The organism is Capnocytophaga felis (assembly GCF_009684755.1).
Classification (GTDB): domain Bacteria; phylum Bacteroidota; class Bacteroidia; order Flavobacteriales; family Flavobacteriaceae; genus Capnocytophaga; species Capnocytophaga felis.
This window is the reverse complement of sequence record NZ_BLBC01000007.1, coordinates 183109-195944: the sequence shown is the minus strand read 5'-3', so window position 1 is coordinate 195944 and position 12836 is coordinate 183109. Positions and strand designations below refer to the sequence as shown.

The 12836-nt window shown below is 35.0% G+C and carries 9 protein-coding genes; 3 read left to right on the top strand and 6 right to left on the bottom strand.

Translation table 11 applies throughout. The annotated features are described in order from the left end of the window. Positions 1–20: 20 nt before the first annotated feature. Entirely contained in the window at positions 21–2264 is a 2244-nt protein-coding gene (locus tag GN105_RS06760) for an SUMF1/EgtB/PvdO family nonheme iron enzyme (RefSeq protein ID WP_227977408.1), read from the bottom strand. Between the two features lie 395 nt (positions 2265–2659). Between GN105_RS06760 and GN105_RS06755 the strand changes: the two genes are divergently transcribed. The 3 genes from GN105_RS06755 (at position 2660) to GN105_RS06745 (ending at position 7483) form a co-directional block, all read left to right on the top strand. Then, positions 2660–4993, top strand: a complete 2334-nt coding sequence (locus GN105_RS06755) for a glycoside hydrolase family 20 protein (protein WP_155284641.1) — start codon at positions 2660–2662, stop codon at positions 4991–4993. Positions 4994–5103: 110 nt separating this feature from the next. After that, positions 5104–5688 carry a bifunctional nicotinamidase/pyrazinamidase gene (pncA, locus tag GN105_RS06750; protein ID WP_155284640.1) on the top strand — a complete coding sequence of 195 codons (585 nt, stop codon included), beginning with the start codon at positions 5104–5106 and terminating at the stop codon, positions 5686–5688. 13 nt (positions 5689–5701) lie between these two features. Then, positions 5702–7483 carry a M14 family metallopeptidase gene (locus tag GN105_RS06745; protein WP_155284639.1) on the top strand — a complete coding sequence of 594 codons (1782 nt, stop codon included), beginning with the start codon at positions 5702–5704 and terminating at the stop codon, positions 7481–7483. A 50-nt stretch (positions 7484–7533) separates the two neighbouring features. Here GN105_RS06745 and GN105_RS06740 read toward each other — a convergent pair whose 3' ends face one another. The 5 genes from GN105_RS06740 to rplM all read right to left on the bottom strand — a co-directional run bounded on the left by GN105_RS06740 (position 7534) and on the right by rplM (position 12634). Then, positions 7534–9540 (bottom strand): transglutaminase-like domain-containing protein, encoded by a 2007-nt coding sequence (locus GN105_RS06740; RefSeq protein WP_155284638.1) that lies wholly within the window; start codon positions 9538–9540, stop codon positions 7534–7536. Positions 9541–9782: 242 nt separating this feature from the next. Next, positions 9783–10745: a translation elongation factor Ts gene (gene tsf / locus GN105_RS06735; protein WP_095896483.1), complete on the bottom strand. Its 963-nt coding sequence runs from the start codon at positions 10743–10745 to the stop codon at positions 9783–9785. A gap of 169 nt (positions 10746–10914) precedes the next feature. Then, positions 10915–11643, bottom strand: coding sequence for a 30S ribosomal protein S2 (rpsB, locus tag GN105_RS06730; RefSeq protein WP_155284637.1), 729 nt, complete (start codon positions 11641–11643; stop codon positions 10915–10917). Positions 11644–11792: 149 nt separating this feature from the next. Beyond that, a complete protein-coding gene (gene rpsI / locus GN105_RS06725) occupies positions 11793–12179 on the bottom strand; it encodes a 30S ribosomal protein S9 (protein ID WP_095896481.1) in 387 nt (128 codons plus the stop codon). Beyond that, the gene (rplM, locus tag GN105_RS06720; protein ID WP_155284636.1) at positions 12179–12634 is read right to left on the bottom strand and encodes a 50S ribosomal protein L13; all 456 of its coding nucleotides are present in this window, start codon (positions 12632–12634) and stop codon (positions 12179–12181) included. Before rplM ends, rpsI begins: the two co-directional genes overlap by 1 nt. Between the last annotated feature and the right edge of the window lie 202 nt (positions 12635–12836).

The window sequence follows — 12836 nt, the reverse complement described above, 5'->3', positions numbered from 1 at the left end:
TAAATATATTTTAGAGAAGTTTATTTAAATACAACTCTGAATCCAAGATTATGACGGATTCCGTTAGGTGCACGATTACTTCTGTTTGTAGAACGGTTAGTGTTTGGAGTACAGAATGCACTAGCTCCACGTCTTACGCGATTGTTACCTCTGGTTGCTCCTGTTGGGTCAGTTTGTGGTGCTGTTGAATAAGGTCCATACAAATCAGCTGTCCATTCCCAAGCATTTCCGCTCATATCATAAATTCCCAATTCGTTTGGTTTTTTAGTTCCTACCTCGTGAAGTCTTCCTCCCGAGTTACCTACGTACCAAGCTACCTCATTGATATCGTTACTTCCACTCCAAGTATATCCTTTACTTTTGTTTCCTCCACGAGCTGCATATTCCCATTGTGCTTCTGTAGGAAGACTTCCACCAACCCACTCTGCGTACGCTTTTGCTCCGTGCCAAGTCACAAATATCACAGGATAATTTTCTCTACCAGCTCTAGCTTTAAAACCATTTCCTTCTTTAACAATATCTTTTCCTTGGTACCATATTGCTCCATTCTCTCTTTGATTTCCTTTAGCTGTCAAAAATTTAGCATATTGAGCATTTGTAATCTCGTATTTACTTATTTTGAAACTGCTTAAAGTTACAGTATGCAAAATTTCATCTCCATCTCCTCTCGAAGGTGTTCCCATCTGGAAAGTTCCTCCCTCTACGATTGCTAATTCTCCTACTACATCGCCTGTTTTGGGAGTTGATGGAGCAACCGGAGCTGGTGCTACTACCTTAACATTCAAAACAGTAGGATTATCTACACCATTGGAAACTGTTATATTTGTGCTTCCTGCCTTAATACCTTTAACAATTAACACATTTCCTGAAATATTTGCTGTTGCCACTCCAGCATTTCCAGAAACTGCAACATAATTACCACTTCCTGTGCTAATTACCACATTTCTTGAAACACCAACTTTAATTTCAGTAGTGGTATGAGCCAATTTTATGTTTTGTTTAGCAGATACAGTTACATTTATAACCGCTACTTTACCTGAAATCTTATCCTTAACAGTAACTTTGGCTGACCCAATTGCCTTACCTGTAATAACTACTTTATTGCCATTGATAGAAGCTGAAGCAACTGCAATGCTATTTGATGTTACTTCATAGCTACCACTACCTGTCAAAATATTTATGTTTGTAGTTTCTGTTGCTCTTAATGTAGTAGATAAAGAAGATAAAGTAATGTTTGCTACGGTTACTACTACTCTTACTTCGGCAACTTTTCCTGTTTTGGTATCTTTTACAGAAACTTGAGTTGTTCCTTGAGATACTCCTCTAATAATCAATTTTCCTTCAGAAATAGATGCTGTTGCTACATTTGAGTTAGCCGAAGAAACTGTGTACTCTCCGCTACCAGAATTAACTACAACTTCTTGATTTTCTTTACCTCTCTCTAAGGTTACTTCTCTTTTCGAAAGAGATACATCTGCAATAACTACAATTTTTACATCAGAAGCTTTTCCTGTTATTGCGTCTGTAACGCTTATTGTAGCACTTCCTGCTTTTCCTGATTTAATTGTAATCTTATCTCCGGACAATGTTGCTTTTGCTATTGCTTCGTCACTGCTCTTTATAACATATTGACCGCTTCCCACAACAGAAATAACTCCTGAATCGTTTGCTTTGATAACTAACTCGGATTTATTCAAAGATAACTTTTCTACAACAGAAATTTTAACTTGAACTGTTTTGTTTGATTCTTTATCTTTAACAGTCAGTGTTGTTGAACCGATAGTCCCTGCTGCCACTGTTATTTTTGAACCAGAAACACTAGCTTTTGCTGTATTTGTATTTGCTACACTTAACTCATAAGCTCCATTTCCTGTTCTGATGTTCACAATCGCAGACTCTCTTGGAGCTACATTAATCTCTACTTTGTCAAGGGAAAGATTTTCTAAAGCTTTAAGTACGGTTACTTTTACTGATGATTTTTGTCCGGTAACCTTGTCTTGTACAGTAACTGTTGTTTCTCCTTTACTAACACCTCTTAATGTCACCACAGACTCCGATTTTGATGCTTTCACCACACTCTCTTGGGCACTTGTAACATCATACTCTCCACTACCTGAGGTAACTTCAAAAGTTGCCATCTCCCCTGCTCTAAGTGAATTCTTCTCTGAACTCAACTTAAGATCATCATACTCTACTTCTTTCACGCAATTCGTTGCTGTGGCTAATGCAAAAAAAGCAGCCACGTAAGTAACAATTTTTCTCATGCTAAAAATTAATGAATTTAATTAAATGATTATATTTTTTCTCAATTCGGGGGCAAAATTAAATCATTAAATTTATTCTGCAAACAAAAACGGAAAAACTTAACATTAAATTTAAATAAAAATTTCTTTTAAAAGACTAAAACAAAGGTAATTACGCACAGTCAAAGAATGACATTTTCGCAACTTTTTCACACTTAAAATAAATATTTTTCAACAAACAAAAACACACTCAAAAAATTTGAAAGCACTTTGGCTTTCATTTTATAAATTTTAAAATGAAAATTTGGATTATGTATTACATTATAACATTAACTTTTTTGAGAACTCTGTTTTAGTTTTTGTTTAACAGAAAAAATAACTATCTTTGTCGAGTTGAACCAAGTAATTTCAAATTTATGAAAATAAAATCTATTCTAACTTATCTGGCAGGAATTTTTTTTATTGTTTCCTGTCAAACCAAAAAAGAAACTTCAAAAGCTGATTTTCAAATCATTCCGATGCCCAAACAAATTAGTAATGAAAAAGAAGGGCATTTTGCGTTAAACTCTTCAACAAAAATTGTTTATCCAGAAGGGAATGAAATTTTGAAAAAAAATGCAATATTTCTCTCTGAATACATTGAAAAACAATCAGGAATAGTCCTCAATCCTACTTCTGGAACTGAAAATACGGAAAACACCATTCAGCTAAAAACAGGACTTCTGTCTGAAAACAAAGAAGCTTATCAACTAACTGTAAATGAAAAAGGTATTACTATTGAAGGAGCAGATGAAGCAGGAGTTTTTTACGGAATTCAAACTCTCAGAAAATCAATACCTGTAAAAAAAGTTCAAGAAATTGAAATTGGTTTTGTTTCAATTTCAGATGCTCCCCGCTTTGGGTATCGTGGAGCTCATTTGGACGTGGCTCGTCATTTCTTTCCTGTAGATTCCATCAAAATTTTTGTAGATATGTTGGCTTTGCACAATATGAATACTTTCCATTGGCACTTAACGGACGACCAAGGATGGCGTGTGGAAAGCAAAAAATATCCCGAGCTAACACAAATTGGTTCAAAACGTAAAGAAACCGTAATCGGCAGAAATTCGGGAGAATACGACGGGAAACCCTACGAAGGTTTCTACACTCAAGACGAGCTTAAAGAAATCGTAGCCTACGCAAAAGAGCGACACATTACGGTAATTCCCGAAATTGATTTGCCCGGACATATGCAAGCCGTTTTGGCAACTTATCCCGAATTGGGCTGTACCGGAGGTCCGTACGAGGTTTGGACACAATGGGGTGTTTCCGATGATGTACTTTGTGCTGGAAATCAGAAAGTTTACAGATTCATTGAAGATATTTTGAATGAAGTTGCCGATATTTTCCCTTCAGAATATATGCATATCGGTGGCGATGAAAGCCCGAAAGTTCGTTGGGAAAAATGTCCTAAATGTCAGCTAAAAATCAAAGAATTAGGCATCAAAAAAGATGATAAACATACGGCTGAGGAATATCTGCAAAGCCACGTAATCTCGTTTGCCGAACGAGTTCTTGCCAAAAGAGGACGAAAAATCATCGGTTGGGACGAAATTTTAGAGGGCGGAATTGCTCCGAATGCCACAGTAATGTCGTGGAGAGGAATCGAAGGTGGAACTTTCGCTGCACAAACCGGACACGATGCCATTATGACGCCAATGTCTTTCGTTTATTTCGACTATTACCAATCACAAGACGCCGAAAATGAGCCTCTTGCCATCGGAGGATACACTCCCGTTGAACGCGTTTACAGCTTCGAACCCATTCCCGACGGATTAACTCCAGAACAGCAAAAACGCATTTTGGGAGCACAAGCCAATATCTGGACAGAGTACATCAAAACCTTCAAACACGTTCAGTATATGGCACTTCCCCGATTTGCCGCCCTTGCCGAAGTACAATGGACACAACCTGAAAAGAAAAACTATCCCGATTTCTTACAACGTGTAGTTCCTCTGATTAAAATTTACGAATTGTACGGATACAATTACGCTACACATATCTTTGATTTAAAAGCAGATATTTCCGCTTTAGAAAAAGAAGGTGCCATTGAGGTAGCTTTCGCAACGGTGGACAATGCTCCTGTTTATTACACTTTAGACGGAAGTGAGCCTACGGAAAAATCAGAAAAATATACGCAACCTATCAAAATCAGAAAAGATACGCAATTGCGTGCCATCGGAATTCGCGAAAACGGAAATACACGTATCTTTGCAGAGAATTTCAAATTCAACAAAGCTACTGCCAGAGCCATTGATATGAAAACCGAGATTTATTCTTCCTATAAATTCGGCGGAGCTTCCACTTTAGTGGACGGATGCGTGGGTAACCATAATTTCAAAACAGGACGTTGGATTGCTTTTTCAGGAAACGATTTGGAAGCAGTGATTGATTTGGTAGATGCCTCTGAAATTTCAAAAGTAGGTTTCAATACAAACGTTATCACAGGCGATTGGATTTACGATGCTCGCAGTTTTTCGGTAGCTGTATCCGACGATGGGAAGAATTTTCAGGAAGTAGCTTCTGAAACCTATCCGCAGGAAACAGAAGGACATAAAAGCGAAATCCGTACGCATTCTTTATCGTTCAACCCAACAAAAGCACGTTATGTAAAAATAAAAATCGCTTCGGAACGCAGCATTCCAAATTGGCATACGCAAGCCAAAGGCAAATTAGGCTTTTTGTTTGTTGATGAAATAACTATTGAATAATTTAGAATTTTAACTTTTTACCTTAATTATTAATTTCAAATCACACAGATTTTTCAAAAATATTCAAACAAAATCTGTGTGATATTTCTGATTTAAAACTTGATGATTCTATGAAAGCACTCATTATTGTTGATGTACAAAACGACTTTATGCCAACAGGAGCATTACCTGTAGCTGAGGGCGATAAAATCATACCCTTTATAAATAAAGAAATGCATTCCGGTTACGATTTTGTTGTAGCAACTCAGGACTGGCATCCGCAAAATCACCAGAGTTTCGCTTCTAACCACAAAGGAAAAAATACTTTTGAAATGATTGAATTACACGGAATTAATCAGATTCTGTGGCCTAATCACTGCGTGCAGGGTACTTTCGGGGCTGACTTGCATAAAGATTTAGACAAATGTCCTATCTCTGCGATTTTCCGCAAAGGAATGAATCCTGAGGTTGATAGTTATAGTGCCTTTTTTGACAATAACAAACTCAATAGCACGGGACTTCACGGATTCTTAAAAGACAAAAATGTTACAGAGCTGACTTTCTGTGGATTAGCAGGAGATTTTTGCGTAGCGTACAGTGTAAATGACGCTCTTTCTTTAGGTTATAAAGTTCGTTTGCTGAAAGAAGGTATTCGTTCCATCAGCCCTATGGAATATGAAAGATACGTTTCTGAATGGGGAATTGAGCAATTGTAAAACCTTTCAAAATATGAGATTCTTTTTAACTTTTCTCTTCTTTGCATCTTTTCTTGTTTCTTGCGAAACCATCTTCTTCTCTCCGAAAGAAGGATTTGTAACGCGTTTTGAAACCTCAAACGGAACAGAAAGTGCTACTTATGAAGAAGTTATAGATTTTTATAAAAACTTATCAAGAGAATATAGTTCCGTCAGCCTGAAAACGATGGGGCAAACAGATAGCGGTTTGCCTTTACACATTGTTACGTATAGTTCCGATGCTGAGTTCAATTTTGCAAAACTCCAGAAAGAAAAAACGATTGTTTTAATAAATAACGGCATTCATCCCGGGGAAACCGACGGTATTGATGCTACGATGCTTCTATTCAGAAACTTAGCCGAAAAACAAATACAAGTACCTGATAATGTAGTTATTGTAGCTATTCCTGTGTATAACATTGGTGGAGCTTTAAATCGGAATTCAACTTCACGTGTAAACCAAAACGGACCTAAGGAATATGGTTTCAGAGGAAATGCCAAAAATCTTGATTTAAACCGTGATTTTATCAAAAATGATTCTGAAAATGCCTTTTCGTTTGCTAAAATATTTCATCTGGTTCAGCCTGACATTTTTATAGATAATCACGTTACAAATGGTGCTGATTATCAGCACATCTTAACGTATGGAATCTCCCAACCTGATAAATCTGGTTCATTTGTAGGAACTTATATGCGTGATACGTTAATTCCTCGTTTGTCAGATTTGTTAATAAAACAACAGAATGAATTTAAAAATGATTCTCTACCAAAACCTTTCTGGCATTTGATTCCGTATGTGAATGTTTGGAATAAACCTCCTGATGCAGAAGGATATAGCAGTGGTATTGATTCGCCTCGTTATTCCACAGGGTATGTGAATTTGTGGAATTGTATGGGAATTTTGATTGAAACTCATATGCTGAAACCTTACAAACAACGAGTGGAAGCCAATTATGAGATGATGAAAAGTCTTTTAGATATTTTAAATTCTGATTCTAAAAACATTAAACATTTAAGAATCAAACAATTTGAAGAGGATTTAGCTAAAATTGATTTTCCAATTCGGTGGAAGTTGGACAGCACAAAAGTTTCAAAAATTTCATTCCACGGATACAAAGCTGATACTTTGATTAGTGAAGTTACAGGCTTGCCAAGATTAAAATATAATAAAGAAAAACCTTTCATTAAAGAAATTCCGTATTACGAACATTTTATTGCAGAAAAAAGTGTAGAAACGCCCAAAGCATATATAATTCCGAAAGCTTGGAACAATGTAATAGAAAGACTGAAAATCAACAAGGTAGAAATAAAAGAAATTCAAAAAGATTCTTTGATGTACATTGATTACTACCGAATTGAAAATTATAGCACGGTTGAAAAACCTTTTGAAGGACACTACTTACATTTCAATACAGAAGTTTCAAAACACAAGGATAGCATTCAAATAAAAAAGGGTGATTGGATTGTGAAAGTAAATCAACCTGCAAAAAGATATTTGATAGAAACTCTTGAACCTGAATCTGTTGATTCTTTTTTTAATTGGAATTTCTTCGATGCTATTTTGCAACAAAAAGAACATTTCTCTCCATACGTTTTTGAGGAAATTGCCTTAGAATTTTTAAATAACAATCCGCATTTAAAAGATTCTCTGGAGATTATGAAAAAGAAAAATAAACTTTTTGCCAATGATAGTTATGAACAACTAAACTGGATTTATAGGCAAACACCTCATTACGAGAAGTCACATTTACGATATCCCATTTACATTTTAGAATAAGAATTTTTGAGATTTTGGAAAAATTCCAAAATCTCAAAAAATTTAAAAAATTATTTAAATATTCGCTTTAACGAGTTTAGAATTCCTCCTTCAATAATATCAATTCCGATTCCAAAATTGCTGTCCGCCACTTTATGATAATCTTCACGAACGGCTTCAAACTTCTCTAAGGGAATCTCAACATTTGTCAAAGGATTGTAAGCAATTGTCACTTTTCCTGAGTTTTTTGTGATAAATTTTTCTGTTTTATGTGTGAAAAATTCATTTTTTATATCACACTCTTGGATAGTGTATTTTTCTTTTGTGTCAATTTTTTGGTCTGTTGTTAGTATAATTTCATAGTATTCACTATCAAAATTATGCCAAAAACCCGAATCGCTATGTTGATAATCCCTTATGCTATTTTTAAGAAGAGCTCCGTCAAAGTACATCAAGAAACGTGCTCCCTTTGGGTCTGTGAAATAAGGGTCTTGAATGTCGGCTTCATATCTAACAACAAACTCATTTTCAGACTTATTATCACTTACAATTTGCAAAGAGGCATTTTTAAAAATATCACGAAAATCTTTGCCTTTTCGGTCATTACAATAATTTAAACTGTAAAATAACGAACTGTTCCAGCTATCCAATATTTCTTTTTTATTCTTAGATTTAAAATACCCCCTCATTGAATTGGCTCTACCGTAACGATATATCGTATTCAGAACTATTTTGCCTGTATCTCCCTTCGCATCTAAATTGATGCTTTCTTCAATGCAATACTTTTCAAAACGAATTGGCTTACGTATCTTTAACTCCTGATTTGGAGCTATTTCCATATAAAAACAGAAACTGATTACGGCTCTGTTCTGCAAACGCCCAAACTCATTGCGTGCAGTGGCATCAACAAAGTATTCTTCTCCCTTGTAATTAACTTTCACAATCACGTGATTGAACGCCAACAACGAAGGCAGATAGTATTTCAGATAAAAATCCGAATTATAATTTACCAATACAATAGACGATTCCACTCCGAGATAATCCAATATTGTTTTGAGTAACACTGACTTAGCTTTACAATCACCTTGTTTGTTTTGATATGTTACTGCTGGTTCCTGTGGCTTATGTCCGTTCATCTCATCAGCATTGTACACATAATAAATATTGTTTTGCACGTACTCAATTGCATACTGAATTTTTTCGTCAAGTGATGGTATTGCATTGAGTTTCTCAACAAAATCAGGGGCAAAACTCTCTAAATCAGATTTTTCAAAAACTTCCTTATAAAACGGATAAATGTAATTTGACAAATCCTTCCAATTGCTTTCTGTGGCAAAATCTATAAACGAAAAAATTTCACGACTTGGGTCAACCGGATTGATGTAGTCCGTTTTCAGAATTTCAAAAGCCTCACCTTGATTCAGATATTTAACTTCGCTTGGGAGTACATTTCTATCTTCATCACGGAAAAATACGTTTTTGTAAGCCACTCGCTTATTTCTATTATTGATAAATTTATAATGATATTTACCATAAGCCCAATATGTATCTGGCGTAACATACACATTTTTAACAAAATCACGACGCAAAAACTCCTTTTCTGTGAAGACTTTCGTTCTCATATCCTCCAGAATAAGAATATCGTTCAAATGTAAATCCTTAATTGAAAAATTCAATTTTTTGGAACTGCTCAAAACCCCACGCCCACTTTGATTCTCGTTATCCAAAACTTTTACCGTTGTATCAGAAGTTTTATCAATTATTTTTCCATTTCTGAATACACTAATTCTATGAATATCAAAATATTCATTCTCTTCCAAAACCATATCATACATTGAGGCACGCTCCAAATTTTCAGGCTGCGTCAATGTATATGCCATAAACACATAGTCAGAAGTTTGAGTTTCATCTACTTTAAAATATTTATGTAAGAAGTAGCAAAAATCACGCCCTTCATCAGTTTGCTCACGAGAAAAGTCTGTATCTTTCAGTAATTCAATGATTTGCTCATCAGACAATGAATTTGCCCAAGACTCTGCTTTCACAAAACGAAATAATTCTCTATTTTCCATCTGTATTTTGAATTTTGCCGGCTAAAGTAGAAAGATTTATTGAAAAAACAATATTTTTATAACTAAATATTATATTTCTATCAAAAAATTTTAGTTTTCTTAATTGAAAAATTACATTTCACTAATAGCTCAAAATAACAAAATAAATTTAAAAATATTGCCTACAAATCACAGTTTTATAAACAAAAAATCGGATTCATAAAAAACGAACCCGATTGATTATATTAAGTTTTAACTTCTTAACTAAATTATAGTGCTACACGTTTAAATCCAGTGATTTCTACACCTTTTGATTTTACGTATTCAGATACTTTTTTAGATTCGTCAGAGATATAAACTTGGTCTAACAAAGCTTTTTCTTGGTCTAATGTTGTGTTATCGCTGATGAATCTTTGTAATTTACCAGGAAGAATTTTATCCCAAATTTGCTCTGGTTTTCCTTCTGCTTTTAACTCTGCTTTTGCATCTTCCTCTGCTTGTTTCAACACCTCTTCTGTTAATTGAGCGTAAGAAACAAATTTAGGAACATTTTTAAGAGGTTTGCCCAAACGTGCTAACTCTTCATTTTCTTTTTCAATGATTGCGATACGAGCTTCCGTTTCTTTAGCAAGATATTCAGAAGAGAAATCTTTATACGATAAGGTTTCTGCCCCCATTGCAGCAACTTGCATTGCTAAGTTTTTAGACACATCACTTGCATCTGAAATACTAGCTGACAAGCCTACCAATGAAGCAATTTTATTTCCGTGGTGAATGTATCCACCTACAAAAGCTCCTTCTAATTTCTCGAACGCACCGATCTCAATTTTTTCACCGATAACTCCTGTTTGCTCAGTCAATTTATCAGCAACTGAAATTCCTTTGTAATCAGCAGCTAACAATTCCTCTTTTGAATTTACTGACAAAGCTAGCTCTGCTAAATCTTTCGCCAATGCCACAAAAGCTTCGTTTTTAGCAACGAAATCCGTTTCACAGTTCAAAGAAACGATGGCTCCTTTTGTATTATCAGCATTTACTTTTGCAATAACAGCACCTTCGCTTGAATCACGATCAGCTCTTTTTGCAGCTACTTTTTGTCCTTTTTTACGCAAGATTTCAATAGCTTTGTCAAAATCTCCTTCTGCTTCAACCAAAGCAGCTTTGCAGTCCATCATACCGGCACCCGTTGCCTGTCTTAATTTGTTTACTTCTGCGGCTGTAATATTTGCCATAGTATTTAATCGTTTTTAATGAATTAATTAACTTATTTTATAAAAAAACAAAGTAACTATGTTTCAAAGGCATATCACTTTGCAAACATAATTACTTTATTATTTTGTTTGATGTTTTTGAAAGTTCATTTTTTAAATTAAAAACGAACAATCTCAAACAATTCAATAATTATTCAGCAGTTTCTGCCTCTTTGTTTTCTTTATCAGATGTTCTTCCTGAAAGTCCTTCGTTAATAGCTTCTGTTACATACGTAAGGATTTTCTCAATTGATTTTGAAGCGTCATCATTTGCTGGGATAACATAGTCCACCTCACGAGGGTCTGAATTTGTATCCACCATTGCAAAAATAGGAATGTTTAATTTTTGAGCTTCTTTCACAGCAATGTGTTCACGCATCGTATCAACTACAAATAAAGCACCTGGAAGGCGAGACATATCAGCGATAGAACCTAAGTTTTTCTCAAGTTTTTCTCTTAAACGCTCGATTTGTAATTTTTCTCTTTTTGAAAGGGTCTCGAATGTTCCATCTTTTTTCATTTTATCGATAGAAGACATTTTTTTAACCGCTTTACGGATAGTAACAAAGTTTGTTAACATACCTCCTGGCCATCTTTCTGTGATGTAAGGCATTTTAACAGAAGCTGCCTTTTCAGCAACTACATCCTTTGCTTGTTTTTTAGTGGCAACAAAAAGCACTTTTTTTCCTGAAGCTGCGATTTTTCTTAAAGCCTCGCTTGCTTCTTCGATTTTTGCTGCTGTTTTATATAGGTTAATAACGTGAATTCCATTACGTTCCATATAAATGTATGGAGCCATATTCGGATTCCACTTTCTAGTCAAGTGTCCAAAATGAACACCAGCATCTAGCAATTCTTTAATTTCTATGTTATTTGCCATTTCTTTAGTAGTTTACGTTCCGTTGATTTAGCAATGTTGAAGAGGAAACGACCTGTTTGCCAACAACATTTGGATGCTAAACTAAATTCCTTTTGAAAAGGAACAACGACAACAATGTTTTTATTTTCTTTAATCGTTCTGATAACGTATTAACGTTTAGAGAATTGGAATCTCTTACGAGCTTTCTTCTGACCGAATTTCTTACGCTCAACCATACGAGGGTCTCTCGTTAATAATCCTTCAGGTTTTAGCGTAGTTCTGTTCTCAGCGTCAACTTCACAAAGAGCTCTGGAAATTGCCAAACGGATTGCTTCCGCTTGCCCTGTAATTCCTCCACCATATACGTTTACTTTTACATCGTAAGCATCTTCTGTTCCTAACAACAAAAATGGTTGCTTCACTTTGTATTGAAGAGCTGAAGTGGTAAAGTAATCATTTAACTCTCTTTTGTTTACACTGATAGTTCCGTTGCCTGGTTTTAAGTAGATACGTGCAACGGCAGTTTTTCTTCTACCAATTTTGTGAATTACTTCCATTATTTCAAATCGTTTAAGTTAATGGTAGTAGGTTGTTGAGCTTCGTGTTTGTGCTCTGTACCTACATACACTTTCAAATTACGTAAAATCGCTACACCCAATTTGTTTTTAGGCAACATACCTTTAACCGCTTTTTCAATTATGTGTTCAGGGTGTTTTGCTAAGACGTCCTTAGCTATTTGTACTCTCTGCCCTCCCGGGTAACCTGTATAACGAAGATATTCTTTATCGTTCCACTTGTTACCAGTTAAGTTGATTTTCTCAGCATTGATAACAATTACGTTATCCCCGCAATCAACGTGTGGCGTAAATTCAGGCTTGTACTTGCCACGTAGCAATTTAGCCACTTTTGAAGCAAGACGACCCAATGTCTGTCCTTCAGCATCTACCAAAACCCACTTTTTGTTAGCGGTATTTTTGTTTACTGAAATTGTTTTGTAGCTTAATGTATCCACATTACTAGTTTTAAAAATTAAACATTCCTTATTATATATTCCAAATACACAAGTACCTGAAATTGGGGTGCAAAATTACAACTATTTGTGTAATATGCAAATTTTTATCAATTATATTTTACTCAAACAAAAATTCCTTAGTAACATTTCTTTTGATGATTGCCAGCTCTTCACTAATATAAAAACTTCCATTTTCTACACC

Bases quoted from the DNA above. Each gene is read 5' to 3' on its own strand.
- GN105_RS06760 (WP_227977408.1), bottom strand. From the start codon at position 2,264: ATGAGAAAAATTGTTACTTACGTGGCTGCTTTTTTTGCATTAGCCACA.
- rpsI (WP_095896481.1), bottom strand. From the start codon at position 12,179: ATGGAAGTAATTCACAAAATTGGTAGAAGAAAAACTGCCGTTGCACGT.
- pncA (WP_155284640.1), top strand. From the start codon at position 5,104: ATGAAAGCACTCATTATTGTTGATGTACAAAACGACTTTATGCCAACA.
- tsf (WP_095896483.1), bottom strand. From the start codon at position 10,745: ATGGCAAATATTACAGCCGCAGAAGTAAACAAATTAAGACAGGCAACG.
- GN105_RS06745 (WP_155284639.1), top strand. From the start codon at position 5,702: ATGAGATTCTTTTTAACTTTTCTCTTCTTTGCATCTTTTCTTGTTTCT.
- GN105_RS06755 (WP_155284641.1), top strand. From the start codon at position 2,660: ATGAAAATAAAATCTATTCTAACTTATCTGGCAGGAATTTTTTTTATT.
- rpsB (WP_155284637.1), bottom strand. From the start codon at position 11,643: ATGGCAAATAACATAGAAATTAAAGAATTGCTAGATGCTGGTGTTCAT.